Origin of the sequence: Kitasatospora sp. MAA19, assembly GCF_029894125.1 — a bacterium.
In the GTDB taxonomy this organism is placed as follows: Bacteria; Actinomycetota; Actinomycetes; order Streptomycetales; family Streptomycetaceae; genus Kitasatospora.
In genome coordinates this window covers 205,638-231,071 of sequence record NZ_JARXYZ010000009.1, presented here as the reverse complement: position 1 = coordinate 231,071, position 25,434 = coordinate 205,638, and the positions used below count along the sequence as shown (strand labels likewise).

28 protein-coding genes, 1 pseudogene and 1 riboswitch are annotated in these 25,434 nt (G+C 73.2%); of the genes and pseudogenes, 16 read left to right on the top strand and 13 right to left on the bottom strand.

What is annotated here, in order from left to right; genetic code table 11:
• The first annotated feature begins 1 nt into the window (after position 1).
• Positions 2-397 carry a hypothetical protein gene (locus tag P3T27_RS17025; protein WP_280679197.1) on the top strand — a complete coding sequence of 132 codons (396 nt, stop codon included), beginning with the start codon at positions 2-4 and terminating at the stop codon, positions 395-397.
• On the opposite strand, the gene P3T27_RS17020 is transcribed toward P3T27_RS17025, so the two are convergent.
• The 6 genes from P3T27_RS17020 to P3T27_RS16995 form a co-directional block, all read right to left on the bottom strand.
• A complete protein-coding gene (locus tag P3T27_RS17020; protein ID WP_280679196.1) occupies positions 361-765 on the bottom strand; it encodes a hypothetical protein in 405 nt (134 codons plus the stop codon). The two genes, P3T27_RS17025 and P3T27_RS17020, sit on opposite strands and share 37 nt — an antisense overlap.
• Positions 766-1,052: 287 nt before the next feature.
• Positions 1,053-1,472 (bottom strand): CBS domain-containing protein, encoded by a 420-nt coding sequence (locus tag P3T27_RS17015; RefSeq protein WP_280679195.1) that lies wholly within the window; start codon positions 1,470-1,472, stop codon positions 1,053-1,055.
• A gap of 150 nt (positions 1,473-1,622) precedes the next feature.
• The gene (locus P3T27_RS17010; RefSeq protein WP_280679194.1) at positions 1,623-1,919 is read right to left on the bottom strand and encodes a CBS domain-containing protein; all 297 of its coding nucleotides are present in this window, start codon (positions 1,917-1,919) and stop codon (positions 1,623-1,625) included.
• Between the two features lie 41 nt (positions 1,920-1,960).
• Positions 1,961-2,455: a universal stress protein gene (locus P3T27_RS17005; protein WP_280679193.1), complete on the bottom strand. Its 495-nt coding sequence runs from the start codon at positions 2,453-2,455 to the stop codon at positions 1,961-1,963.
• Positions 2,452-2,952, bottom strand: coding sequence for an SPFH domain-containing protein (locus tag P3T27_RS17000; protein ID WP_280679192.1), 501 nt, complete (start codon positions 2,950-2,952; stop codon positions 2,452-2,454). The genes P3T27_RS17005 and P3T27_RS17000 overlap by 4 nt, the downstream gene beginning before the upstream one ends.
• Positions 2,949-3,296, bottom strand: coding sequence for a hypothetical protein (locus P3T27_RS16995; RefSeq protein ID WP_280679191.1), 348 nt, complete (start codon positions 3,294-3,296; stop codon positions 2,949-2,951). The genes P3T27_RS17000 and P3T27_RS16995 overlap by 4 nt, the downstream gene beginning before the upstream one ends.
• 228 nt (positions 3,297-3,524) lie before the next feature.
• Positions 3,525-3,647: riboswitch (TPP riboswitch) on the top strand.
• Between the two features lie 205 nt (positions 3,648-3,852).
• On the opposite strand from P3T27_RS16995, the gene P3T27_RS16990 reads away from it, so the two are divergent.
• Together P3T27_RS16990 and P3T27_RS16985 are read left to right on the top strand one after the other, a co-directional pair.
• Complete coding sequence (locus P3T27_RS16990; RefSeq protein WP_280679190.1) at positions 3,853-4,056, top strand: cold-shock protein; 204 nt, start codon at positions 3,853-3,855, stop codon at positions 4,054-4,056.
• 232 nt (positions 4,057-4,288) lie between these two features.
• A pseudogene (locus P3T27_RS16985) lies at positions 4,289-4,432 on the top strand (amino acid permease); the annotation flags it as partial.
• An 87-nt stretch (positions 4,433-4,519) separates the two neighbouring features.
• Here the strand turns inward: P3T27_RS16985 and P3T27_RS16980 are convergent.
• Together P3T27_RS16980 and P3T27_RS16975 are read right to left on the bottom strand one after the other, a co-directional pair.
• Positions 4,520-5,002 carry a nucleoside deaminase gene (locus P3T27_RS16980; RefSeq protein ID WP_280679189.1) on the bottom strand — a complete coding sequence of 161 codons (483 nt, stop codon included), beginning with the start codon at positions 5,000-5,002 and terminating at the stop codon, positions 4,520-4,522.
• Positions 5,003-5,101: 99 nt separating this feature from the next.
• Entirely contained in the window at positions 5,102-8,653 is a 3,552-nt protein-coding gene (locus P3T27_RS16975) for a hydantoinase B/oxoprolinase family protein (RefSeq protein ID WP_280679188.1), read from the bottom strand.
• Between the two features lie 128 nt (positions 8,654-8,781).
• Between P3T27_RS16975 and P3T27_RS16970 the strand changes: the two genes are divergently transcribed.
• Positions 8,782-9,936 carry an NAD(P) transhydrogenase subunit alpha gene (locus P3T27_RS16970; RefSeq protein WP_280679187.1) on the top strand — a complete coding sequence of 385 codons (1,155 nt, stop codon included), beginning with the start codon at positions 8,782-8,784 and terminating at the stop codon, positions 9,934-9,936.
• Between the two features lie 2 nt (positions 9,937-9,938).
• Here P3T27_RS16970 and P3T27_RS16965 read toward each other — a convergent pair whose 3' ends face one another.
• The 3 genes from P3T27_RS16965 to P3T27_RS16955 all read right to left on the bottom strand — a co-directional run bounded on the left by P3T27_RS16965 (position 9,939) and on the right by P3T27_RS16955 (position 11,900).
• Positions 9,939-10,562, bottom strand: coding sequence for a hypothetical protein (locus tag P3T27_RS16965; RefSeq protein WP_280679186.1), 624 nt, complete (start codon positions 10,560-10,562; stop codon positions 9,939-9,941).
• Positions 10,563-10,778: 216 nt separating this feature from the next.
• Positions 10,779-11,312, bottom strand: coding sequence for a flavodoxin domain-containing protein (locus tag P3T27_RS16960; RefSeq protein ID WP_280679185.1), 534 nt, complete (start codon positions 11,310-11,312; stop codon positions 10,779-10,781).
• 342 nt (positions 11,313-11,654) lie between these two features.
• On the bottom strand, positions 11,655-11,900 hold the full coding sequence (locus P3T27_RS16955; protein ID WP_280679183.1) for a DUF1918 domain-containing protein: 246 nt from the start codon (positions 11,898-11,900) through the stop codon (positions 11,655-11,657).
• A 166-nt stretch (positions 11,901-12,066) separates the two neighbouring features.
• Here P3T27_RS16955 and P3T27_RS16950 point away from each other — a divergent pair, with 166 nt between their 5' ends.
• From P3T27_RS16950 to P3T27_RS16930, 5 genes are all read left to right on the top strand, one after another.
• The gene (locus P3T27_RS16950) at positions 12,067-14,802 is read left to right on the top strand and encodes a GNAT family N-acetyltransferase (protein WP_280679182.1); all 2,736 of its coding nucleotides are present in this window, start codon (positions 12,067-12,069) and stop codon (positions 14,800-14,802) included.
• Positions 14,803-14,807: 5 nt separating this feature from the next.
• Positions 14,808-15,155: a hypothetical protein gene (locus P3T27_RS16945; RefSeq protein ID WP_280679180.1), complete on the top strand. Its 348-nt coding sequence runs from the start codon at positions 14,808-14,810 to the stop codon at positions 15,153-15,155.
• Positions 15,152-15,553: a CBS domain-containing protein gene (locus P3T27_RS16940; RefSeq protein ID WP_280679178.1), complete on the top strand. Its 402-nt coding sequence runs from the start codon at positions 15,152-15,154 to the stop codon at positions 15,551-15,553. Before P3T27_RS16945 ends, P3T27_RS16940 begins: the two co-directional genes overlap by 4 nt.
• A 107-nt stretch (positions 15,554-15,660) precedes the next feature.
• Positions 15,661-16,338, top strand: coding sequence for a response regulator transcription factor (locus P3T27_RS16935; RefSeq protein WP_280679176.1), 678 nt, complete (start codon positions 15,661-15,663; stop codon positions 16,336-16,338).
• Positions 16,339-16,447: 109 nt separating this feature from the next.
• A complete protein-coding gene (locus P3T27_RS16930; protein WP_280679174.1) occupies positions 16,448-17,440 on the top strand; it encodes a nitroreductase family protein in 993 nt (330 codons plus the stop codon).
• Here P3T27_RS16930 and P3T27_RS16925 read toward each other — a convergent pair.
• The gene (locus tag P3T27_RS16925) at positions 17,427-19,142 is read right to left on the bottom strand and encodes a GAF domain-containing protein (RefSeq protein ID WP_280679172.1); all 1,716 of its coding nucleotides are present in this window, start codon (positions 19,140-19,142) and stop codon (positions 17,427-17,429) included. The two genes, P3T27_RS16930 and P3T27_RS16925, sit on opposite strands and share 14 nt — an antisense overlap.
• A 194-nt stretch (positions 19,143-19,336) precedes the next feature.
• Here P3T27_RS16925 and P3T27_RS16920 point away from each other — a divergent pair, with 194 nt between their 5' ends.
• The 5 genes from P3T27_RS16920 to P3T27_RS16900 all read left to right on the top strand — a co-directional run bounded on the left by P3T27_RS16920 (position 19,337) and on the right by P3T27_RS16900 (position 23,468).
• Complete coding sequence (locus P3T27_RS16920) at positions 19,337-20,380, top strand: alcohol dehydrogenase catalytic domain-containing protein (protein ID WP_280679170.1); 1,044 nt, start codon at positions 19,337-19,339, stop codon at positions 20,378-20,380.
• A 33-nt stretch (positions 20,381-20,413) separates the two neighbouring features.
• Entirely contained in the window at positions 20,414-21,088 is a 675-nt protein-coding gene (locus tag P3T27_RS16915) for a pyridoxamine 5'-phosphate oxidase family protein (RefSeq protein WP_280679169.1), read from the top strand.
• 341 nt (positions 21,089-21,429) lie between these two features.
• Positions 21,430-22,461, top strand: a complete 1,032-nt coding sequence (locus tag P3T27_RS16910; protein ID WP_280679168.1) for a zinc-binding alcohol dehydrogenase family protein — start codon at positions 21,430-21,432, stop codon at positions 22,459-22,461.
• Positions 22,458-23,000, top strand: a complete 543-nt coding sequence (locus P3T27_RS16905) for a DUF5133 domain-containing protein (protein WP_280679166.1) — start codon at positions 22,458-22,460, stop codon at positions 22,998-23,000. Before P3T27_RS16910 ends, P3T27_RS16905 begins: the two co-directional genes overlap by 4 nt.
• A 312-nt stretch (positions 23,001-23,312) precedes the next feature.
• Positions 23,313-23,468: a DUF6131 family protein gene (locus tag P3T27_RS16900; RefSeq protein ID WP_280679164.1), complete on the top strand. Its 156-nt coding sequence runs from the start codon at positions 23,313-23,315 to the stop codon at positions 23,466-23,468.
• Between the two features lie 264 nt (positions 23,469-23,732).
• Here the strand turns inward: P3T27_RS16900 and P3T27_RS16895 are convergent, their stop codons facing one another.
• Entirely contained in the window at positions 23,733-24,074 is a 342-nt protein-coding gene (locus P3T27_RS16895) for a hypothetical protein (RefSeq protein ID WP_280679162.1), read from the bottom strand.
• Positions 24,075-24,487: 413 nt separating this feature from the next.
• Between P3T27_RS16895 and P3T27_RS16890 the strand changes: the two genes are divergently transcribed.
• Together P3T27_RS16890 and P3T27_RS16885 are read left to right on the top strand one after the other, a co-directional pair.
• Positions 24,488-24,844, top strand: coding sequence for an ATP-binding protein (locus tag P3T27_RS16890; RefSeq protein ID WP_280679160.1), 357 nt, complete (start codon positions 24,488-24,490; stop codon positions 24,842-24,844).
• A 111-nt stretch (positions 24,845-24,955) separates the two neighbouring features.
• Positions 24,956-25,279, top strand: coding sequence for a plasmid stabilization protein (locus tag P3T27_RS16885; RefSeq protein ID WP_280679308.1), 324 nt, complete (start codon positions 24,956-24,958; stop codon positions 25,277-25,279).
• Positions 25,280-25,434: the final 155 nt, after the last annotated feature.

The following is a 25,434-nucleotide window of genomic DNA, read 5'->3' as shown; positions in this document are numbered from 1 at the left end:
GATGACTCACCGGATCGCACGTTCGATAGCCAGCGCCCTGGTGGCACTGCTGGCCGCCGTCGGCCTCAGCGCCGCGGCGTCGAGCGCGACGGCGGTGGCCGCACCCCGGCCCGTCGCGGCCGCCGCCACCGGCCTGGCCACCACCGCCACCGGCCTGGCCACCACCGCCTCCGGCCCGGCCGGCCTCGCGGCGGGCCCGGCCGTCTCCGCCAGCACCCGGAGCGATCAGGCCGAGCCGGCCCACCTCGCGGCCAAGGAACAGAAGAAGAAGTCGGGCTTCTTCGCCAAGCTCGGCAAGTTCCTGATCGTCGTGATCATCCTGATCATTCTGTTCTTCGTCCTGCTGATCGTCGGCATCATCTACGCCGCGAAGCGGATCTTCGGCCGTCGCAAGTAGGACGATGTGGCCCGCCCCCCGTGCCCGCCCCGCCCCGGCGTCGCAGCGGGCGCCGGGGCGGGCCACCCGGGCGCGATCGGCCCTGGGCGCGGCTCTACGGCTCCGACCCGAACGACCGCCGCTGGATCATCGACCGGGCCGAGCAGGCACGGGAGCGCCGCATGCCCCGCCACCTGCACCTTCACCGGCGCCTCCGCTACGGCGGCCTCCGCCTCGGCCCGATCCTGCTCGGCCAATCGCTGCAGGACCCGCTCGGCGATCACCAACTCCTCCCGCTCCGCCTGGACCTCCTGAAGCTGCTTGCCCAACTCCCCGGCGAGCGCGTCCAGCTCGCTCCGGCGCACCGTGATCCGCTCCAGCTCCGACATCCCCATACCCTCCCCGCGACCCGGCGGCGTATCCGCACGGCGACGGATCGTCGGCGGACCCCCACGGCAGGCGCAGCAGAGTCCGAGAACCCCACCGACCGCCCAGTCAGACGATCTTCACCGTGGACACCAGCCGCCGACCAGCGTGAGCACGCTGAAACCGACGCACACCAGGCCCGTGACCTGCAACTTCACGATGCACACCGCTCATTGAGTGGCGGCCGCACCGGCGGAAGACGACACAGGTTGCCCTGCGTGACTTTGCGGCGCTTGGCGATGGCCCGGGGTCAGGCTGGGGCGCAGACCGCCTCGACGAGGTCGCCGACCTCCTGCCTGGTCAGGCGCCGCGCGATGTCGGCTTCGCTGATCATGCCGACCAGCCGGTGCTCCTCGATGACCGGTAGACGCCGGATCCGATGCTGCTCCATGAGGCGCAGTACCTCGGCCTCGTCGGCATTGGCGTCGACCGTGATCGGCTTGCCCTGTGCGAGCTGGCCCGCCGTCGTGGTCCTGGGGTCCCTGCCCTCGGCGAGACACTTCACCACGATGTCGCGGTCGGTGATGATTCCGTGGAGCCGGTTGTCGGGGCCGCAGATCGGCAGGGCGCCGACGTCCAGCTCGCGCATCCGCCGTGCCGCCGCCTCCAGCGTTTCGTTCTCCTGCACGCAGGTCACTCCGGCGTGCATGATGTCCCGTGCGTTACTCATGACCCTTTCCTCCTTCGTGGCGTGGACTACGGACTCGAAAGGCGTCGGGTCGGTTCTGGCGGATCAGCACTGAATACCGCCGAATGTGCCGGTCCGCCCGGACGAGCCCGCAGTCCTCTGGACGAGCCGTCTATTCCAGCCTCCTGCCTGTCATGGAACATCCGCATCCTGAGCGGGCGCCGGCACGGCGATCTCCGCCTCGGCGCGATAGCGCTCGTGCGGGTGGAGCCGGCGGGTGACCGGGTGGCCCTCCTCCAGCAGGCCCGCTTCCTCGCGGATCAGGTCGGCCTCGGACACGATGCCGACCGGGTGGTTGCGGTCGTCGACGACTGGCACGCCGGTGATGTCGTTGCGGTGGAAGAGTCCGGCGATCTCCTTGAACGTGGTCTCGCGGTGGGCGACGACGACCCTCTGAGTCATCACGTCCTGGACGGTCCGGTGCTGCATGGCCTGGTCTCCTCCAGACGGTCCGCAGGGTCGCGCGCCGATCACGCAGGCGCGTCCTTGGGTGCGGGTGGTACGACGACGACGGGGAGGCGGGCGTGGTGGACGACCTCGGTGCTGGTGGAGCCGAGCGCGAGGCGGCCCCAGACGCCGGCGCCGCGGGTGCCGACCACGAGCATGCTCGCGTCCTGACTCGCGTCCAGCAGGACCTGGGCGGGACGGCCGCGCTCGCATCGGACCTCGACCTCGACGAATGGCTCGCCGACCTGCTGTCGCAGTTCCTCGACGGAGTCCGTGACCTCGCGGGCGACGATGTCGTGCAGGTGCGGCGGCAGCGCGCCGCTCGTGCGGGGCCAGGTGGTCCGCTCCATGCCCGACGAACCGGCGCGGCCACCGCCGTAGACGCAGACGGCCCGCACGCCGACGCCGCGCAGCTGTGCCTCGCGCAGGGCGAAGAGCACGGCTCGGCGTGCGGGTTCCGAGCCGTCCGCGCCGACCACGATCGGCCCAGGAGAACCTTGTGCGGGACTGGTGTTCATGGGGACCTCCGCCTCGTACGGCCTGTGAGCGGGTTGCTCGGTGCGGCGGGCCCGGCGGGCCCGGCGGGTACCAGGGAGGCATGGCTGCCGGTCGGCCCGCTGTTATTCAGGATCCTCCGGCCCGGTCGCCGTGGCACGCCCGTACCGCCGCGAACCCTGGGCATCAGCGGACCCGCGGTCCGCGACGGCATCGGCGCCCCCGTCGTCCGAGCGCTGGCCTCGGCGAGGCGCCCGGCGCTCAGCGCCTCGCCCTCGGCGGCGATGATCTCGGCGCGCCTCTCGCGTTCGGCCTCCGCCTGCCGGGCCATCGCGCGCTGCATGCTCTGAGGTAGCTCGATGTCCTTCAGCTCGACCACCAGGACGAAGACGCCCCAGCGCTGGGTGAGGCCGTCGAGGATCTCCTTGATCCGCGAGTTGAGGGTCTCGGTGTCGGTTATCGGCGTCCCGGGAGGGCGGCCGCAGGGCCTGCCATCGTTCGGGATGAGGCGAAGGTTCACGCTCCGTGCGTGGCGGCGGGAAGTCGGGTGCGGGCGATCCTGGTGAGCTCCTCGGCGGTGACCAGGCCGACCAGCCGGCCGTCGTCCAGCACGAGGATCGGCGGCTCGGCGGTCGCGCGGTCCAGGACTTCGACGAGGTCGTCCGTGGGTGCGGTCACGGGGTGTCGGGGCGCGTGTTGCGCCTGCGCGGTGTTCAGCTGGGCGTGGTAGGTCAACAGGCCGGTGCTGACGACGGCGGCAGGGAGGCCGACGACCATGATGGCGAGCAGGATGTGGGAGAGCCACCACTGGACGCGATCGGAGGTCCGGCGTACCGGATTGCCGCAGCCTGAGTGTGTGCGCATGCTCTCCGCCTCCTCGTCGTGCTCGGGAAGTCGGCCGGGGTGCTTTCATCCTCGGTCGTGCGGAGTCGTCCTGGCGTGGTCCGATGGGCCCACACCGCCGCCGATGATGGGCCCTGATCAGGTCGGCCCTGGTGTCGGGCAGGGACGGGAGTGACGGGAGTATGGTGGGTAGTGGCCTGCAGGGCGAGCGAGGGAGTTCGACCGGATGGGCCTCGGGTGATGGGCGGAGGCTCCGCGCGAGGCTGTTTGTCGACGGTCGGGCTGAGAGGCCGGAAGGTCTGTGGGACCGGAAGGCGACCTCCAACACCTGATCCGGACAATGCCGGCGAAGGGAGCCCACCTTGCAGGTTTTCGTCCGCTGCGTGTCCTTCTCGGTTTCGCTGGCCGTGTGAATCCCTGCGGAGTAACGTTCTTATCAAGCAGTCGTGGTTCCGAAGTTCTCGCCCGCGGTGACATGCCGTGGGCGCTCTTGCTGTTCAGCGCCTCTCCGGACCAGGGCGATCACCTCCGGGCCCGCACTTGTGGGACCGATCAGTTTCCCTTGAAGGAGAAACGCATGGCTACCGGAACTGTGAAGTGGTTCAACGCCGAGAAGGGCTTCGGCTTCATCGAGCAGGATGGCGGCGGGGCCGACGTGTTCGCCCACTACTCGAACATCGACGCCCAGGGCTTCCGTGAACTCCAGGAGGGTCAGAAGGTGACCTTCGATGTCGTGCAGGGTCAGAAGGGCCCGCAGGCGGAGCACATCCGCCCCGCCTGACCTTCAGTGAACGAGCGGGCGCCCTGCACGGATCCACGTGCGGGGCGCTTTGCCGTCTGCTCCGGCACGAGAGCTGCCCGCTTCCTGGACGGTGCCCGGACATGCGAAAGACCCGCTTTCGGACCAGGAGCCGGTGCCTGAGGTGTCCTCAGGAGCACCGGGCGGTGTCGGCTCCTTCGACCGCGTAGATGGCCAGCCGCCTTGTCACGCAGTCCAGTACGCGAGCGAGTTCGTGGCCTTGATCCTCGGCGTCTCCCGGACGACGCTCGCGATGGCCCGCGACCGCCACCTGGCGCACGCGCCGGCGGCCATTCACCCCCGGTTCCAGGTGCCGCACCGGGCTGTCCTGGCGGTCGGCGCCGTCGCCTCCGCGGTGCGCCGGGGCACCTTCGCATAGTCGCGATGCCCGCACCGTCTGCCCGTCCGCGCCGTGAACGCCCAGACCACAGGCCGTCGTACGGTTTCAGCCGGTGATTTCCCAGTACCCCGCGTGCACGGCGGCTGCCTCGTCGTACAGGTGCGGGCCCGACACCTCGACGGTGCCGCCGCCGGCCGCGAAGACCTGGCGGCACGGCAGGTCGAGCAGCGGCTCGTCCGGGTCCGCGCCCGCGAGGTCGTTCAGTTCGGTGGCGGCGAGGGCGTAGACGACCCGCCGGATGCCGCTCCAGTAGATCGCCCCGGCGCACATCGCGCACGGCTCGGTGCTGGTGTACAGGGTGGCTCCGGCGAGTTGGGCCGGGGCCAGGGTGCGCGAGGCCAATCGCACCAGATTGATCTCCGCGTGGCCGGTGACGTCGTGGTCCGTCAGCACGGTGTTCTCGGCCGTGAGCAGGACGCTGCCGTCCGGGCCGGTCAGCAGCGCGCCGAAGGGGTGGTTGCCGTGCTCGCGCGCGCCGGCCGCGAGCCCGATGGCCCCGAGCAGGTGGGTGCGGATGTCATCGGCCATGACGTAACTCCTCAGGGGTGAGCCAACTGGCGGGGTTAAACGTATAACGGCGGCGGGGTGGGAAGGAACCCGCGGCCCGGCCACCGGGCACTGCGGCCGTCAGCTGCCGTATCCACCCCCACCGGGCGTGCGGATTTCCAGCGCGTCGCCGGCCGTCAGGTCGGCGACGCCGCAGCCGGGCAGGACCTCGGTGCTGCCGTCGGCATGCAGGATCCGGTTGACCCCGAGAGAACCCGGGGAGCCGCCTGCCAGCCCGTACGGGGGCACGCGGCGGTGGCAGGAGAGGATGCTGACCGTCATGGGCTCGCGGAAGCGCAATCGGCGCACCGCTCCGTTGCCGCCGTGCCAGCGGCCCTTTCCACCGCTACCGGGGCGGACGGCGAACTCCTCGACGAGGACGGGCAGGCGCCACTCCAGGACTTCGGGGTCGGTGAGGCGGGAGTTGGTCATGTGGGTCTGGACGACATCGGCGCCGTGGAAGCCCGGGCCGGCGCCGGAGCCGGAGGCGATGGTCTCGTAGTACTGGTGGTGCGCGTTGCCGAAGCTGAGGTTGTTCATCGTGCCGGACCCTTCGGCCTGGACGCCGAGCGCGGCGTAGAGGGCACCCGTGATGGCCTGGGAGGTTTCGACGTTGCCGGCGGCGACGGCGGCGGGGTAGGCAGGGGCGAGCATCGAACCGGGCGGCACGACGATCCGCAGCGGGCGCAGGCAGCCGTCGTTGAGCGGGATGTCCTCGGCGACCAAGGTGCGGAAGACGTACAGCACGGCGGCGGTGACGACGGCGGACGGTGCGTTGAGGTTGCTGTCGAGCTGGGGCGAGGTGCCGGTGAAGTCGATGGTCGCGCTGCGGGCCTGGCGGTCCACGCGCACCGAGACGGCGATCACGGCGCCGGAGTCGGTCTCGTAGCGGTAGGCGCCGTCGGTCAGGCCGTCGATGGCTCGGCGCACGGCCTGCTCGGCGTTGTCCTGGACGTGCCGCATGTAGGCCTGGACGACGTCGAGGCCGAAGTGGTCGATCATCGCGTTCACCTCCTCCACGCCCTTGCGGTTGGCGGCGATCTGAGCCCGCAGGTCGGCGAGGTTGGTGTCCGGGTCGCGGGACGGGTGGGGCGCCTCGGTGAGCAGCCGTACGGTCTCCGCCTCGCGCAGCCGTCCTTCCACCACCAGCGGCCAGGTGTCGAACAGCACGCCCTCCTCGTGGATCTCGCGGCTGGTGGCGGGCATCGAGCCCGGGGTGATGCCACCGATCTCGGCATGGTGGCCCCGGGAGGCGACGTAGAACAGCGGCTCGCGGCCGGACGGGTCGAAGACCGGGGTCACCACGGTGATGTCGGGCAGATGGGTGCCGCCGTGGTACGGATCGTTGACGGCGTAGGTGTCGCCGGGGCGCAGCCGCGGGCCCCGGCGACGGATCACCTCCTTGACGGTGGTGCCCATCGAACCGAGGTGGACCGGGATGTGCGGGGCGTTGGCGACCAGGTTGCCGTCCGGGTCGAAGAGGGCGCAGGAGAAGTCCAGCCGCTCCTTGATGTTGACCGACTGGGCGGTGGACTCCAGTCGGGCGCCCATCTGTTGGGCGATGGCCATGAAGAGGTTGTTGAAGACCTCCAGCAGGACGGGGTCGGCGGCGGTCGGCAGGGTCTCCTCGGTGTGGCCCCCGACCAGCTCGACCAGCAGGTGCCCGGCCGGCGCCACGGTCGCCCGCCAGCCGTCGTCCACCACGGTAGTGGCGTTGACCTCGGCGATCACGGCTGGGCCGGTCACGACGGACTCCGGCCGCATCGACTCGCGCTCCAACAGCGGGACGCGGCGCCACCTCCCGCCGGCGTAGAGGCGGACGGCGACGGGCTTGGCCGTGGACGTGGGCGCGGGGGAGAGGGCGTCGAGTTCGGGCTGCTCGGAGAGGCCGGTGCCTTCGACGGCGACGGCCTCGACGACGATCGGGCGGTCCATGAGGAAGGAGTAGGTGGCCCGGTGTCGGTCCTCGAACTCGGCGGCCATCGCGGAGACTTCGCCCAGCTGGATGGTGAGGGTGGTGTCGGTGCCCTGGTAGCGCAGCCGGGCCCGGTATGTCAGCCGGATCCGATCCGGCGGGGTGCCCTGGTCGAGCAGCTCGGCGGTGGCGGCCGCCGCAAGCTCGTCGGCGCGTGCCCGGAGGGCGGTCATCTCCTCGGCGGCCAAGGGCCGTTCCACGGCGTGCTCACGCAGGACGGTGGTATCGGCCAGGCCGATCCCGAGGGCGGAGAGCACCCCGGCCATCGGCGGGACCAGCACGGTGCGGATGCCCAGCGCCTCCGCCACCGCGCAGGCGTGCTGGCCGCCCGCGCCGCCGAAGGTGGTCAGCGCGTAACGGGTGACGTCGTGGCCCTGCTGGACGGAGATCCGTTTGATGGCGTTGGCGATGTTGCCGACCGCGATCCGCAGGAAGCCCTCGGCGACCTCCTCCCGTGACAATCCCCCGATGCCCTCGGCCAGTTCCGAGAACTGACGTCCGGCCGGTTCGACGTCGAGGGGCTGGTCGCCGTTCGGGCCGAAGACGCGTGGGAAGTGCTCGGCCTGGATCCGGCCGAGCAGCAGGTTGGCGTCGGTGACGGTGAGCGGCCCGCCGCGCCGGTAGCAGGCGGGCCCGGGATCGGCCCCGGCCGAGTCCGGTCCGACCTGGAGGCGCCCGCCGTCGAAGCGCAGCACCGATCCGCCGCCCGCCGCGACGGTGTGGATGGCGAGCATCGGCGCCCGCAGTCGCACCCCGGCGACCTGGGTGGTCACCACTCGCTCGTACTCGCCCGCGAAGTGCGAGACGTCCGTCGACGTGCCGCCCATGTCGAATCCGATCACCCTTTCGTAGCCCGCCAGTCGGGACATCCGCACCATGCCGACGATGCCGCCGGCCGGGCCGGAGAGGATGGCGTCCTTGCCCCGGAAGTGCCCGGCCTCGGCCAGGCCGCCGTTGGACTGCATGAACATCAGGCGGACATCGGCCAGTTCTTCGGCCACCTGCCGGACGTAGCGCCGCAGGCCGGGGGAGAGGTAGGCGTCCACCACGGCGGTGTCCCCGCGCGGCACCAGCTTCATCAGCGGGCTGGCCTCACTGGACAACGACACCTGGGCGAAGCCGAGTTGCGCGGCCAAGCGGCCGATCGCCCGCTCGTGCGCGGGGTGCAGGTAGCTGTGCAGGCAGACCACGGCGACGGACCGGATGCCGTCGCGCAGGCAGCCGCGCAGGTCCTCGGCGAGCCGGTCGAGGTCGGGCGGGCGTAGCACCGTGCCGTCGGCGGTGACCCGCTCGTCCACCTCGACCACCCGGGCGTACAGCGGCTCGGGCAGGACGATCTCGCGGGCGAAGATCTGCGGCCGGTCCTGGTAGCCGATCCGCAGCGCGTCCGCGAAGCCTCGCGTGATCACCAGTGCGGTCGGCTCGCCGGTGCGTTCCAACAGGGCGTTGGTGGCCACCGTGGTGCCCATCCGGACCGCCTCGATGCGCGCTCCGGGCGGCAGCAGGGCCCGGATCCCCGCCACGGCGGGGTCGCGGTAGCGGGCCGGGTCGTGCGAGAGCAGCTTGTGGGTCAGCAGACGGCCGTCGGGGGCCAGCGCGGCCACATCGGTGAAGGTTCCGCCCCGGTCCACCCAGAACTTCCAGCCCCTGGACGTCATGACCGGCTCCCTCCGCCGTGCCGTGCGGCGCCCCGCGCGTGAGTGGCCCCGCGCACGAGTATCCGACCGGGCGAAGTCGGCGGGCAAACGGGACATACTGGTCGTTCGGGCCGACTTCGGAGGCAGCGATGACGACCACGACGGTGGGAGTGCTCCGCGAGACCGTGCCGGGAGAGCGCCGGGTGGCGCTCGTGCCCGAGCTGGTACCGGCCGTCGGACGCCTCGGGGCGACGGTCCTGATCGAACCCGGCGCCGGCGCCCCGGCCGGCCACCACGACGCCGACTACCGCGCCGCGGGCGCCGCCGTGGCGGGGCGCGCCGAACTGCTGAACCACGCGGACGTGCTGCTCGGCCTCCACCCGCCGTCCGTGGACCCGGCACGCGAGCTGCGCCCCGGACAGGTCCTGGCCGCGATGCTGCGCCCGCACCGGATCCCGTACCTGGTCCGGCAGTGGGCCGACCGCGGGGTGACGGCGATCGGACTCGACCTGGCACCCGACCTGCCCGCCGCCTACCCGCTGGACGCCGAGGCCTCCCAGAGCAGGGTGGCCGGTTACCGGGCGGTGCTGCTCGCCGCCACTCGGTTGGACCGCTGCCTGCCGCCCTGGGGCGCGGCGGACGGCCTGTTCGACCCGGTCCGGGTGCTGGTGGTCGGTGCCGGCCACCCGGGCCTGCAGGCGATCGACACCGCCCGCCGCCTGGGCGCGCAGGTCAGCGTGGTCGAACTGCGCCACCGCGAGCGCGGGGCGGTCACCGCCCTGGGAACAGGGCTGCTGGATCTTCCCGGCCTCCACCCGGTGGCGGACGACCGGGAGCTGTGGGAGACCCTCGACCAGGAACACCCGGCGTGGGTGGCGGGGCTCGCCGGGGCCGCCGCATGCCACGACGTCGTGGTGACGACCCTCGGACTGCCCGACCGGATACCTCCGGTACTGCTGCACAGGGCGGTGGTGGCAGGGATGCGGCCCGGCTCGGTGCTGGTGGACCTGGCGGTCGGCCCGGAGGGCGGCAACATCGAGGGCATTCTCCCGGACACCACGACACTGGTCGGCGACGGGGTGACCGTGATCGGTGCCGGGGAACTCGCCGCCCAGGTGCCCGTGACCGCGTCGCGCGCGTACGCCCACAACGTGCTCGCACTGCTCGGCCGCCTGCTGCGGGGCGGAGCACCCACGGCCGACCCCGTTCTGGGGCCGATGCTGGTGACCGATCGGGGCACGGTGCGGCACGAACCCACCAGGCGGCTGTTGCTGGAGGCGACCGCCGTGGCGGGCCTGCCGTAGGTTCAGGACGCCGCAGGGGAGAACAGCACCGCGTGGCGGGCGATCGAGGCCCCGTGCTCGGCGCACTGCTGGTAGCAGCAGGACAGCAGGACGAGATCGGCGGTGTCGACCGGGTCCGCGTCCGCGTCCGCGTCCGCTTCGCGGAGGAGCAGCTCGTACAGCAGCCGCTGCCGTTGGCCGACCTCGTGCAGCTCGCTCAACACGTCCGCCACGCCCTTGGGCGCGCCGGACTCCAGGGCGTCGGCCGCCCGTGCGACCAGGCCCAGCGCAGCGTCGGCGATGCCGTGCAGCGAGGCCAGCGGGCGCTCACCGAACAGCTCCCGCCCCTGGCGCGCCCAGGCCGCCTCCAGCAGCCGCTGCACCAATTGCCCGAGGGCCTCCACCTCGCAGCCGACGTGGACCCCGACGACGACCCCGGCCCGCCCCCCGAGCGCTCCGGCGGCGTCCTCCTCGATCCGGGACCGCAGCTCGGCCAGGGCCTTCTCCGCGGCCGGAATCCCGTTGCCGCCGCCCGCCGGATCGGTCAGTACGGCCGTCGCGCCGCGCAGCGCGGTGTGCGCGAGCCGTACCAGAGCGGCCAACTCGCCGATCAGGGCGCGGTACGCGCCGTCTGCGCCGCCGGACATCCCGTGCGCTCCCGTCCTCCAGCCCCCTCGACCAGTGTCGCCCCGTCGTCGCGGGGCCGCCTCGGCCAGGACGCTCACGGCAACGGCAGCCGCGGCCTGGCCCCGCGGTGGTGCGCGGCGGTGGGGCCGATCGGCTCCGAGGAGCCGAGGCGGACGGGCACCGGGGCGGCCGTCACCTCGCAGACGGTGCGGTGCCGCGTGGTCGTTCCGCCGTGGTCAGACCAGGCCCGCGCCCCAGGCACGGGCACGGTCGAGCTCGCCGGCGCGCAGCGGGCCGTCGGCGCCCTCGACGAGGAAGCCCTCGGGCTCGGCGACCACGTCGTAGTGGTGGCCGGAGAGCCGGTGGGCGATGCCCTCGGCGGCGCCGCCCGCCCGGGGCGTGTCGACGCGGGTGTCGAACGCGGCGGCGTAGGTGCCGGATTCGGTCTCGGGCAGGTCGTGGAACCAGGACCGCAGGCCCGGCCCCCGGGTGGTCCGGTGGGCCTCGGCGGCGGCTTCCTCGCGGCCCTCCCGGTGGTCCTCGGCAGCGGCTGCCATCCGGCGGCTGAGCCCGGAGGACATGCCGTGCAGGTGGGTCGGGCCGCCCACCACCAGCAGGTCCGCGGACCGGGTCTGGTCGGGCCCGGCCTCGGCCACCGGGAGGCAATCGACGGCCGCCTCCGGGTCGGCCTGGTGGACGCCCTCGGCGATCGCCTGGGCGATCTCGCGGGTGTTGCCGTACATGCTCTCGTACACGATCACGGTGTGCATGGTCCGCACCTTTCGTCACCCCTCAGGTTCGCTCCGCGGACACCGTCCGGGCGCGGGTCGTTCGGCCCGGATCGGGTCGCCGGGTGGGCCGGATCAGTCCTACGGGACGATGGCGACCGGGCCGAGAACGACGGAACGGCGCAGGTCTTCGGAACTCGCGGACGTCATGGCTCCTCCTCGGGGACGGCGACCGGCCCCTGCTCCACGCTAGGCAGGCCCGGCACTCGCCACGCGGGCCGACCGGCCCATGGCCCCGAGCCCGGCGGTCCCACCGCGAGGACGTCGATCGGTGCCCCCGACCGCACCAACCGGTCGATCCCGTATTCGTCCAGCCCGCCGCTGTCAGTCGGTGAAGAGGTGCGGGTGGGGCGGTGCGGCCACGGGCGCGTTCCCGTGCTCGTGCTGGAAGTGGTGGATCCGGGCGTCGGGGCCCGGGAAGTACTCGGTCACCCGGTCGTCGTCCGACCAGTGCACGTCGTACGGCGGGCTGCCGTCCGGGTGGTGCAGGCCGACGATCTCGCCGTCTCTCCGGGCCGCGCCCGGTCGGGTGCCCTGGACGATGATGCGGTCTCCGACGGCGGCTTTCATGCCGTCCTCCCTGGGGCGGTGCGGGGGCGCCGGGCCGTGCCCGGTCTTCCGTACCTCCATGGGACCACCGAAGGCCGGTCGGGGCAGGGGCCGGACGGCCCTGCCTCGGGCCCCGGGCGGGGGAGGAGGCTGGAGGGGTAGAACGCGACGGCCGAGGAGTTGCGCCATGTCCACCGTCCACACGCCGCAGACCACCGCCGAGGCCCTGCTGGCCGACGGCACGACGGTCGGGATCCGGCCGATCGGCCCGGACGACCGGCAGGCCGTCCTGGACCTGCACAACGACGGGTTGTCCGAGGAGAGCCGCCGGATGCGGTTCTTCGGGGTCAGCCGCAACGCGCCGGGGCAGGCCGCCGACCGCCTGTGCGGCGCGCCTCGGGCCGGCCTGCTCGCCCTCGGCGCCTGGGTGGGGGAGGAACTGGTCGGCGAGGCCGACTGCGAGCTGCTGGACGAACCGCCGGACACCGCGGAGCTGGCCCTCGCGGTGGCCGATCGCTGGCACCACCGGGGTGTCGCCACGCTCCTCCTCGAACACCTCGTGCACGCCGCCCGGGCCGCCGGCGTCCGCTTCTTCGAGGCCGACACCCTGTTCGGCAACCGGGCCGTCCACCGGGTCTTCGCCGACCTCGGCCTGCCCCTCCAGCGCCGCTTCGCACAGGGCGAGGTCAGGGTCCGGGTGCCGTTGGACGAGACGGACGAGCGCTACCGCTCGGCGGTGGACGAGCGCGGCCGCCGGGCCGATGTCGCGAGCCTGGGGGCGCTACTGCGCCCGGCCTCGGTCGCGGTGGTGGGGGTGTCCCGGCGGGAGGGCTCGGTCGGGCGGACGGTCCTGGCGAAGATCCGGCAGGGCGGCTTCACCGGTGAAGCCTGGGCGGTGAACCCGCACGCCGGGGAGATCGACGGCGAGCCCGCGTACCCGTCCGTCGGCGCGCTGCCAGCCGTCCCCGACCTGGTCGTACTGGCCGTGCCCGTCGCTGCGGTCCCCGGGGTGGCGGAGGAGTGCGGCGCCGCCGGGGTCCGGGCGCTGGTGGTGCTCACCTCCGGACTCGGGGCGGACGAGGCCCGCCGGCTGATGCGGGCCTGCCGCCGGCACAGCATGCGCCTGGTCGGGCCGAACAGCCTGGGCACGGCCCAGACCGATCCCGCCGTCCGGTTGGACGCCGAGTTCGGCGGTGCCTTCCCCCGGCCGGGTAGCGCCGGGGTCGCGGTCCAGAGCGGCGGTGTGGGGATCGCGCTGCTGTCACGGCTGGCCTGGCTGGGCATCGGGGTGTCGAGCTTCGTCTCGCTCGGCGACAAGTACGACGTCAGCGGCAACGACCTGCTCCAGTGGTGGGAGACGGACGGCCGTACCGACCTCGCGCTGCTCCATCTGGAGTCCTTCGGCAGCCCGCGCGCCTTCGCCCGCACCGCCCGGCGCGTCACCCGCACGATCCCGGTGCTGACCGTGGACGCCGGGCGCTCGATCGCCGGCCGCCGGGGCGCCGCCTCGCACACCGCGGCCGCCGCCACCCCCACCGTGACCAGGGAGGCGCTGTTCCGGCAGGCAGGCATCACCGCCACCCGGAGCATCGAGGAACTCGTCGAGGCCGCAGCGCTGTTGCACGCCCAGCCGCTGCCCGCTCCGCGCGGCGCGGTCGCCGTGGTGTCCAACGCCGGCGGCATCGGCATCCTGGCCGCCGACGCCTGCGCCGAGGCCGGACTGGTGCTGCCGGAACTCCCCGTGGAACTCGGGGAATTGCTTCCTCCGGGTGCTTCCGTCCGCAACCCGGTGGACACCACGGCGGCGATCCGGCCGGCCGAACTCGCGCTCTTCCTGCACGCGTTGGACCGCGAGGAGGCCATCGACGCCATCCTCGTCTGCCTCGCGCCCACGGCGCTGTGCGACACCCCGGTCCACGGTCCGGTGCATGCCCTGCTGGAGGGCCCGGCCCGGCGCCGCGTCCCGATCGCCGCCGTGCTGCTCGACCAGCAGGTGCCCGTGCGCTACCGGACCTGCGCCGACGGCGGCAGTCTCCCGGCCTACTCCGACACCGTCGCCGCCGCCCGCGCCCTCGCCCACGCCCGGGACCGCGCCCGCTGGCTCGCCGAACCGCCGCCCGAGCCCGCCGCCCTGCCCGCCGATGGTCCGGACTGCGACCGGCGCACCGCCCGCAGCCTGGTGGACGGCTACCTCACCGCCCACCCCGAGGGCGGCTGGCTCGACCCGCTGACCACCACCGACCTGCTGGAGGCCTACGGGCTGCCGTTGGTCACCACGGTGTGGGCCCGCGACGAGCGTGCGACGTCCGTCGCCGCGAACGGCCTGGGTCGGCTCGGGCACGAGGGGAAGGTGGCCCTGAAGGCCTACTGGCCCGGGCAGGTGCACAAGAGCGCGGCGGGCGCGGTCCGTACCGGCCTGGCCACCGATGCCGAAGTCCGCGCCGCCTACCGGGAGTTCACGAGGAGGTTCGACCCCGAGCTGGCCGGAGCGGTGGTCCAGCCGATGGCCCCACCCGGGGTGGAACTGCTCGTCGGTGTGGTCCAGGACCAGGTCTTCGGCCCGCTCGTCGTCCTCGGGCTGGGCGGAACCGCCGCCGACGTCCTGGCCGACCGGGTGGCCCGGCTCGCCCCGCTGAGTGACCGCGACCTGGCCGCCATGGTCGCCGAACTCCGCAGCGCACCACTGCTGTTGGGGAACGGCGGAGCGCCTCCCGTGGACCTCGCCGCGGTACGGTCGGTGCTCTCCAGGCTGTCCCGGCTCGCCGACGACTTCCCGGAACTCGCCGAGGCCGACCTCAACCCCGTCATCGCCCGCCCCGACGGCGCGGTCTGCGTGGACGCCCGGGTCCGCCTCGAACCCCGGCCGTCCTTCGACCCCTACCTGCGAAGGCTGCGGCGCCCGGCTCTCGCCGAGAGGACGTGACGATCGTGAAGCACAGCATCCTCGACGGAGTACCGGCCGACACCTTCCCGGCCTCCGACTCCGCGCGCCCGCCCGGTCGTACCCGGGTCGGCGACTGCATGAGCCGCCCCGGAATCGCGGTCACCCCCGGCACCGACTTCGCCACCGTCGCCGCCGTGCTGGGCGCCTCCCGGCGCGGCATCGTGCCCGTGGTGACGGCGGACGGCACGGTCACCGGAGTAGTCGCCAGCTCTGCCGCGCCGTGGACGGCGTGGTCGCCGTCCACGCCAGCCTCGACTGGACCGAGGACGACACCAGCCCTCGGGTCGAACACCCCCGCGCCTACCGCGCGACGTCGTAGGAGGTCATCGTGACCACACCGAGCACTGTCGCCGACGTCATGAGCCGTGCGGTGGTGGCCGTCGGCCGCGACGCGGACTTCCGGGAGATCGCCGACACCCTGCAGCGCTGGCAGGTCAGCGCGGTCCCCGTGCTGACCGGCGACGGCCGGGTGGTCGGCGTCGTCACCCGGGGCGACCTGCTGAAGGTCTACCTGGAGGACGACCGCGAACTGGCCGACCGGGTCCGCTTCGAGCTGGTCGCCACCCTTGGCCCGGCCGCTGCGGTGGACACCGACGTCCGCTCCGAGAACGGTCGGATCACCCTGTCCGGCGACCTGCCCGACGCCGTCTCGGCGCCCGTCCTGGAACGCCTGGTGCGCTCCGTGCCCGGCGTGGTCGGAGTCGAGCTCCGGCTCACCGCCCCGGCCTGATCGGGACGGCCCGGGGTCGGGCGCCCGATGCCGAGCCCCGGTGCGCGGGTCAGCGCCGCGGCGCAGAATCGGTGGTGTCACCGTCCGCACACCCCCGGGAGCAGGCCATGGACACGCCACAGCCCGTACGGGTGTTCCTGCTGGACGACCACGAGGTGGTCCGCCGGGGCGTCCGCGACCTCCTGGAGGCCGAACCGGACATCGAGGTCGTCGGCGAGGCGGGCAACTGCGCCCAGACCGTGGCCCGGGTGCCGGCGCTGCGCCCGGACGTCGCCGTGCTCGACGTGCGGCTCCCGGACGGTGACGGCGTGACCGTCTGCCGTGACCTGCGCGATCGGATGCCCGAGCTGGTCTGCCTGATGCTGACCTTGTTCGACGACGACGACGCCCTGCTCGACGCGATCATGGCCGGAGCGGCCGGCTACGTGCTCAAACAGGTCAAGGGCGTCGAACTGGTCAGTGCGGTCCGTACGGTGGCCTCCGGCCAGTCCATGCTCGACCCGGCCACCACCCACAAGCTGATGGAGAGCCTGCGCCACCACGACGAGAGCGGGACCGGCGCCGCCCTGGCCGGACTCACCCCGCGTGAGCGGGAGATCCTCGCCCTGGTGGGGGAGGGCAAGACCAACCGGCAGATCGGCCAGGAGCTCTACCTCGCCGAGAAGACCGTGAAGAACCACGTTTCGCGCCTGCTCTCCAAGCTGGGGGTCGAGCGCCGTCTCCAGGCCGCCGTACTCGCCGCGCACGCCGAGCCGCCTGTGCAGCACCACCAGGGCCGGCACTGAGGCGGTGCGGCCCGGGTGGACCCGGAGAATGACCCGAACGGCCCAAGCGCCGCGCCGGAGCCTGGTCGGACCGTGGAGGTAGTCCACCACTCATCCCCAGGAGGCGGCCATGCCCACCCCCGCCCTAGACGCCGCCGCCTTGGAGAAGCTCGTCTCCGCGGCGGTCGCAGCGCCTTCGATCCACAACAGCCAGCCCTGGCGCTTCCGCCTCCAGCCGGCCACCTCCGTCCTGGAGGTCCGGGCCGACCGCAGCCGCGCCGTTCCGGCCGCCGACCCGCAGGGGCGGGCGCTGCACATCTCGGTCGGCGCGGCCGTCCTCAACCTCCGGGTCGCCGCTCGCCACCTCGGCTGGGCCCCGGAGGTGCGGCTGCTGCCCGACCCGGTCGAACCGGAGTTGTTCGCCACCGTGCGGCTCGACACCCGGGCCGCCGTGGCCGTCCCGGGCAGTGAGAAGCTGTACGAGGCGATCTGGCGCCGACACTCCATCCGCACGCCGTTCACCGGCGAGCCGGTCCCGCCCACCGTTCTCGGTGAACTGGTCGCCGCCGCCCGGGCCGAGGACGCCACGCTCGACCTGCCCGACCACGGGGAGACCGCCCGGCTGCTCGATCTCACCGCCGAGGCCGAGCGCCGCAACACCACCGACCCGGCCCAGCGCACCGAGAGCCGAAGCTGGGTCCGTACCGGCGACGCACCGCCCTACGGCATCCCGGTCGCCGCACTCGGCCCCCAGGACCTGGCCGGTCACCTGCCCATGCGTGACTTCACCGCCATCCACGCCGCCGAACACCAGGCCCCCGTCCTCTTCGAACGCGAGCCGCGCATCGCCGTCCTCATCACCGAGCACGACACCCCGCAGGACTGGCTGCGCGCCGGTCTCGCCCTGGAACACGTCCTGCTCGCCGCCACCGTCCACGGCGTCCGCGCGTCCCTGCTGCACCAGGCGTTGGAATGGCCCTACCTGCGCTGGGAGGCTCGCGATCCGCACCGGCGCCCGGGCTACGTCCAGATCCTGATCCGCCTCGGCTACGGCCCCGAGGGCGCCCCGACGCCCAGGCTGGCGGCGGACGAGGTGCTGGATCCGGAGCTCAGGACGGTGTGAGAGGTACTCGCCAGACCAGCTCGGTGCCGCCCTCGGAGCGGGTGCGGGCGGCGAAGGTGCCGCCCAGGACGGTGGCGCGGTCGGCGAGGTTGGCGAGGCCGCTACGGCGGCCGCCCTCGGGGAGGCCGACGCCGTTGTCGGTCACCGCGAGGGTCAGGTCGGTACCGGCGGTGACCGTGGCCTCGACGGTGTCGGCCTTGGCGTGGCGGGCGGCGTTGGACAGGGCCTCCTCCAGGACCGCGACGGCGGCGTCCGCGATCTCGGTGGGGACGGTGGCGTCGAGCAGGCCGCTCATCCGCAGGGCGGGCGTGAAGCCCAGGGCGCGGGCGGCGTGTTCGACGACGTCGGCGAGACGGGCGCGCAGGCCGCTCGCTGCCGGTCCGGTCTCGCGCAGGCGCAGGCCGAAGATGGTGGCGCGGATCGTCCTGGCGGTCTCGTCGAGGTCGTCGATCGCCCGCAGGACGCGCTCGGTGGCCTCGGGGTGTTCGATGAAGCGGGTCGCGCCCTGGAGGGTCATCCCGGTGGCGAAGAGGCGCTGGATGGCCAGGTCGTGCAGGTCACGGGCGATCCGGTCGCGCTCCTTCAGCAGCGTCACCTGCTCGGAGTCGCGGCGGCGCTCCGCGAGTTCCATCGCCACTGCGGCCTGGCCGGCGAAGCCCAGCAACGGCCCCGACTCGCCCTCGTCGAACAGCGGCGCCCCGGCCGCGCGGGCCAGCATCAGGACGCCGCGGATCCCGCGCTCGGCGGTTCCGATGGGCACCGCGACCGCCGGCCCCAGGCCTTCCCAGCGCCGCGGGCCGACCGTGATCCGCGGATCCTTCCGGACGTCCGGGCTCACCACGAGTCCGACGGTACGGGCGGCCGCGCCCATGAACGAGCCCTCGACGGGCAGCACCAGCGCCCGGTGCTCCTCCGCGCCGAGCCCGACGGCGATCCGCACCTCCAGTTCCCCGGTGTCCGGCCGCGGCACGGCGACGACGGCGAGGTCCGCGCCGGCGATCTCGCTCCCCCGGGCGAGCAGCAGGTTCAGTACCTCCTGCTCCCCGCTGCCCGACAACAGGCTGCTGGTGACCTCCGCACTCGCCTCCAGCCAGCGCTGCCGTTGTCGGGCCCGGGCGTAGAGGCGGGCGTTGTCGATCGCCACCCCGGCGGCGACGGCGAGGGTGGCGAGCACCGACTCGTCCTCGGCGTCGAAGCCGCCGCCACCGCGTTTCTCGGTCAGGTAGAGGTTGCCGAACACCTTGCCCCGGATCCGGATCGGAACACCCAGGAAGGACCGCATCGGCGGGTGGTTGGCCGGGAAACCGTGGGAGGCCGGGTGATCGGAGAGCCGGGTGAGCCGCAGCGGCTCGGGGCGGCGGATCAGCTCGCCGAGGATGCCGTGCCCGGACGGCAGCGCGCCGATCAGCTCGACCTGCCCGTCCGTGACACCCACCGGGATGAACCGGGACAGCCGCTGGTCCTCGCCGATCACACCCAGGGCGCCGTACTCCGCGTCCACCAGCGTGACCGCGGCCTCCACGATGTGCTGCAGGGCCTGAGCCAGCTCCAGGTCGCGCCCGACCGCCAGCACCGCCTCCAACAGGCTGTGCACCCGGTCGCGGGTGCCCCGGGCCGCGTCCAGCCGGGCCTGCAGCTCCTCCAGGAGTTCGTCCAGCCGCAGCTTCGGCACGGGGGCGGAGCTCTCCGATGCGCTGACCAAGGGATCCTCCACGGCTCGCCCGACGCCACTGACCAGCCTAGGTGCGTACGGTCCGGTGCGCCGGGTGCAAGAGGGCCCATCGGCCCAGCCGGAGGACCCCGCCGGCCCCCTGGCGCCGGGCGTGGCCGCGCACAAGGCTGGAAGGGCGAGCGGAACCGTCCCGGCTCCGCCACTCCCCGAGGAGTGATCGCGGCATGAAAGCGCTCACCTACCACGGACCCGGCCGCCGTACCTGGGGCGATGTCCCGAACCCGGTGGTCCGCGACCCGGAGGACGCCGTTGTCCGGGTGGACGCGGTCACCATCTGCGGCACCGACCTGCACATCCTCAAGGGCGACGTCCCCGAGGTCACCCAGGGCCGGATCCTCGGCCACGAGGCCGTCGGCACCGTCACCGAGATCGGACCGGGCGTACGCACGGTCACGGCCGGCGACCGCGTCCTGGTCTCCTGCATCTCCGCCTGCGGCCGCTGCGCCTACTGCCGCGGCGCGAGCTACGGCCAGTGCACGGGCGGTGGCGGCTGGATCCTCGGCCACCTGATCGACGGCTGCCAGGCCGAGTACGTCCGCACCCCCTTCGCGGACACCTCCCTGTACAGGCTGCCCGAGGGCGTCGGCGACGAGGACGCCTTGCTGCTCGCCGACATCCTGCCCACCTCGTACGAGGTCGGCGTCCGCAACGGCAGGGTCGGCCCGGGCGACACCGTGGTGATCGTCGGCGCCGGGCCGATCGGGCTCGCCGCGATCCTCACCGCCCGCCTCTACAGCCCGTCCCGCGTCCTCGCCGTCGACCTCGCCCGGAGCCGAATCGACGCCGCCAAGCGCTTCGGTGCCGACGCCGTGCTCACCGCCGCCGAGGTCACCCCGGAATCCGCGCGGTCGCTGAGTACGGACGGCCTCGGCGTGGACGTCGCGATCGAGGCGGTCGGCGTGCCCGAGACCTTCGAACTGTGCACCCGCCTGGTGCGCCCCGGCGGCCGGGTCGCCAACGTGGGCGTGCACGGCAGGTCGGCGGTGCTCCACCTGGAGGACCTCTGGGCCCGGAACATCACCATCACCACCGGTCTGGTCGACACGAACAGCACCCCGTTGCTACTGGGCCTGCTGGCGGCCGGCCGACTGGACGTCGCCGGGCTGGTCACCCACCGCTTCGGCCTCGACGAGATGCAGGACGCCTACGACGTCTTCGCCGACGCGGCCGCCACCGGAGCACTCAAGGTCGCGCTCTTCCGGACCTGACCCGCGGGCACCGGCAAGCCGAGGAGGCACACCGTGGACACCAGCCCCGATATCGACGCCGTCAGGCGAGCCGTTCCTGCCGAGGTGGCCCGCCGGATCGTCGAACGCCGCGACCAACTCGGCCTGGATGAAAAGATGTTGGCCTATCAGGCGGCCATGGCGCCCCGCTACCTGAGGCATCTGCTGGATGCCGGCCCGGCCTTCGATCCGGGCGGGTTCGCCCGGATCGCCGCCGCACTGCGGATGACCTGGTCCGAGCTGCTGGAGGGGCGCGCCGATGCTCCCCCGGGGCAGCCGGACCCCGGCCCGCGCCCCCTGCTGCTCCACCTCACCGAACCACAGTGCTGGGAGCTGATCGGCACCCACGGTGTCGGCCGGATCGGCCTGCCCGGCGGGTCCGCACCGGCCGTCCTCCCGGTCAACTACGCGGTGGACGCCGGAACGATCGTCTACCGCACGGCCGCTCACGATGCCGCCGCAGCAGGGAACGGCACACCGGTCTCGTTCCAGGTGGACCACATCGACGACCACCTGAGCCGGGGGTGGAGCGTGCTCCTCCTCGGCGAGGCGCAGCACGTCGGAGACCCGGCCGAGCAGGAGCGGCTGGCGGCGCTGCCCGGCGCCACACCCTGGGCCGGCGGCTCCCGCCCGCTGTGGGTACGGATCCGCCCGGACAAGGTCACCGGCCGTCGGATCGACACCGGCTGAGCGGAGCGCAAGGTCGCGGACGGCACGGGGTTGGCGGACGTCCGGGCAAAGATCGACCACTGGCGGTACGGGACACGAGGCGACGGCGGCGGGCCGCTGACCCCGGCCTCGCCGGTGCGGGTGGCGCAGCGAGGATGTCGACGACCTCGGCGCGCACCGGGGCGGGGACAACGGAACAGGCTCCGGGGCGGTCGCACCGGGCCGTCCGACCCATGGCGCGGCCCGGTCTTCGGCCTGACGCTGGAAGTGAAGGGGCGTGGCAGGAGCCGACCCGCACCACCCTGTTCTCCGGCGCCGGCGGACCTGCCACCGTACGGTCGGCCGCCGACGAAGGGATGACGATGTCCACCGCATCACCCAGCTGGCCCACCTCGACCACGGCATGGGTCGTGGACCACACCTCTCCGATCGGCGACAACCCACTTCGTCTGGTCGAGCGGCCGCTGGACGACACCGGCCCGAACGGACTGCTCCTCGAAGTGGAGGCCTGTGGAGTCTGCCGCACCGACCTGCACCTGGCCGAGGGGGACCTGGAGCCACGCGTCCCGCGCTGCACGCCCGGCCACGAGATCGTCGGCCGAGTCCTGCGCACCGGCCCCGACGTCACGGACTTCACCCCCGGCGCCAGAGCCGGTGCCGCCTGGCTCGCGGGCACCTGCGGGCAGTGCCGGTACTGCCGGGCCGGACGGGAGAACCTCTGCCCCCGCTCGCGCTACACCGGCTGGGACCTCCACGGCGGATACGCCCGGTACGCGGTGGTCGACGCCCGCTTCGCCTACCACCTGCCCGAAGGGCCACCGGCCGAGGAACTGGCGCCACTGCTGTGCGCCGGCATCATCGGCTACCGCGCCCTGGAACGCGCCGAACTACCCCCAGGAGGCCGCCTCGGCCTCTACGGCTTCGGCGCCTCCGCCCACCTCACCGCCCAACTCGCCCTCGCCCGGGGCGCCGTGGTCCACGTCCTCACCCGCTCCGACGAAGCCCGACGGCTCGCCCTCGACCTGGGCGCCGCCTCGGCCGCGGACGCCTACGACGCTCCACCCGAACCGCTCGACGCCGCGATCCTCTTCGCCCCCGTCGGCGACCTCGTCCCCGTCGCCCTCGCGGCACTCGACCGCGGCGGCACCCTGGCCGTGGCCGGGATCCACCTGACCGACATCCCCTCCCTCAACTACCAACGCCACCTCTTCCAGGAGCGCACCCTGCGCAGCGTCACCGCCAACACCCGCGCCGACGGCCTCGCCTACCTCGCCGAAACCTCCCGGCACCACCCCACCGTCCACGTCCAGCGCTACGCCCTGGACCGAGCGCCGGACGCACTCGCCGATCTGGCCGCCGACCGCGTCACCGGGGTCGCCGTCCTCACTCCATGAACGCGCCCGACGGTGGCCGGACCACCGCGCGCCGCGACCAACCGGACGTTCTCGACTCCACCCTGCCCCTGGTCAGCCGTGCGTTCGCCGCCGACCGCCTCGTCGAAGCGCTGGGCGGCCGAGCGCAGGAACGGTCGGCACGACGGTCAGCCAGGGCGATCTCTCCAGCGCCGAAGCCGGCCTCGCCGCCCTTGCGGCGCTGCTGCTCATCCGGTGCCCGACGCATCCACGTCGGGGTCCCGGTGGCGCCGGGCCCGGCCGGCGGGAACCATGGCAGGAGGAGCGCGCCGGCGCCGGGGCGGGTACGGGAAGGCAGGGTCTGGATGTCATTGATCGACTTTTCCGCTCTGCGCAGGCTGGTGGCGGAGGCAGACGTGCTCACCCGGGACCCGCGAGTCCCGACGACCGAGGCCGAGCGGCGGCTCGCCGACGTGTACTACACGATCTGCGTCTACATCGGCCTGCGCGATCCGGCGCAGGCCCTGGAACAGGCTCGCAGACTGCTGGCAGAGCAACAGCCCCTCGTGGGTACTCACTGAAGCTGCGAGTAGGCCCCCAACTGTCGCCACGGCGATGGCCCTCGCCATCGGGGTGAACCTCGGCCGGGAGCTGGCCCGGCTCCTCCTGTCCGCGCCGCGCGCCGCCCCGCCGGACAGCCGGCGGGGCGGTCGCCACCGTGGGTAAGGGGTGGCGGCGGATCCGCAGGGCGGGCACGAACAGCGGCCGGCAGACCGGTTTGCCCGGCCGGTGCGGTGGTAGACGCGGGGGTTGTGGACAGGCCCTGACCGGTGAACCGCCGTGCGGGCCGTCCCGACACCCGTACCGTTCCCTCATCAACCCGGGAGGCCTCCGTGATCGCCCTCGGCGTCATCCTGCTCATCATCGGCTTCGTCACCGGCATCTCGATCCTGTGGACCATCGGCATCGTGCTGCTCGTCATCGGCCTGGTCCTGTGGATCGCCGGTTCCCTCGGGCATGCCATCGGCGGACGCCGCCACTACTACTGAACCGCCCGGCTGCGCCGCATCGGCGCGGGACGGGCACGTGAAGCGTCGGCGGCCTCGGGGCGCACGGCGAGTTCCCTGCAGCGACGGGCAAGGAAACCTGCGACGGCCACCGGAGAGACGGCCTTCAGCGACGTCGGATTCTCATCCGAGTACGGCGCGCTGAGGGCCGCTGTGCCGTTTTTCGCAGGTCGCGGGTGCGGTCGTCGGATCACGGCCCGAGAACGGGCAGCCGGTTCCGGGAATCGCGGACGGGCCGGGGCCGGGTCAGGGGCGGTCCTCGTGGATCCCGCAGATCCAGGCCAGTGCCTGGTGGGCGCCGAGGACGTACACGTGGTCCGCCCCTCGTGTCAGGGCCTGCCGGAGGCCGACGCCGGCGGCCTGGCACTCGGCCAGTAACTGGGCGCGGCACGGTCCGGCGGTGCCGGGCACGGCGGTGGCGGTGACGGGCGCCGCGATCTGGGCGCCGACGGCCCAGCGGTAGGCGCCCAGTACGCCGTGCTCGAAGCCGGTCCAGGGCCGGGGGCGTCGGTTGGCCGTGTCGATCGCGGCGAACACCTCGTCCATCGGGCGCACTCCCACGGCCGGGATCATCTCGTCACTGGTCATGTCCGCAACCTACGTCCGCCCGGCGCCGCTCGCCCCGGGAACGACGGCCGGGTGTGGCGCGGGGACCTCGGCTCCCGGTGAATCGGGACCGTCGGGACGCTGCTGATCGTCCAGTCCTGGCTGATCGGCGTCGGCTGCGCCGTCTACGGCGGCGCGTTGGCCGGGCGCGCCGTCGTCCGGGCCCGTCGGGGGTCGTAGCAGCCGCTCGCTGCTCACCGGCTTCCTTCGGAGGCACTCGGCGATCCGCCCCGGGAGCACGCGATCGGCGGCTCACGCTCTGCGGGTGTGAAAGGGGCGGTCGCCGGGCACGCGCCAGTAGCACGGGACCTGCCGACTTGGGGGTGAACCCGATGGACAGGCCAGCACGCCACGGCTGCCTCGGCGGGCGGGGTCGCTGCCTTGACTTGTCCGCTGTGCAGCACCCCGTCGCCGTGGCCCGGCACTTCGCTGAGGAGGTGCTGGCTTCGTGGGGCGTTGGCGGCGCGGTGCGGGAGGACATCGTGTTGGTGGTCAGCGAGTTGGTCGCCAACGCCCGCCTGCACACCCGTGGTCCACGCCGGGTCAGCCTGACGGCGCGCGGCGGCAGCGTGCGGATCGAGGTCACCGACGGCAGCCCCGTCCGGCCGGTGCAGCGCCCGACGAGCCCTGGGCGACCGGGCGGTTACGGCCTGTTCGTCGTCGAGGAACTGTCCACTCGGTGGGGCGCCGACGTCGGACGGGCAGGGAAGGCTGTCTGGGCCGAGTTCTCCGTCCCCGGTGCACGGGACTAGCGCGAGAGCCCGCACGGTCGGTTCGACGAGCGGGCCTGCCCGGCCCGGGTGCCGGGTTCGTTTCCCGGATGCGGGGTACACGCGGCAGTCCAAGGACAGGAGGGTGTGACCATGCCTCGCGGATCGAGTCCGAAGAGGGAGCGGCAGTACGAGCACATCAAGGACAGCGCCTTGGACCGCGGTGAAAGTCAGAAGCGCGCCGAGGAGATCGCGGCCCGCACGGTCAACAAGGAGCGGGCCCGGCACGGGGAGTCGAAGACCGCCAGCCGCAGCTCGGTGAAGGACATGTCCTCCTCCCGGCGCGGCGGGCTGCGCTCGCACAGCGGCGCCCAGGGCCCCACGTACGACCAGTTGTACAACGAGGCCAGGCAGCGCAACATCCACGGCCGTTCGAAGATGAACAAGAAGCAACTCGAACGCGCCCTCGGTCGATAGGAGTGGGTGACCACGGGTACGGTTCCGGTGCCTCCCGACCCCGACATCACTCCGACGCCACACGGCATCTGCGTCCCCGCCCGCCTGGGCGGGGGATGCGTCTGGCGATATCCGCGCGGGTCTCCGCACCGCGGAGGGACGGTCCTGGTCCCACG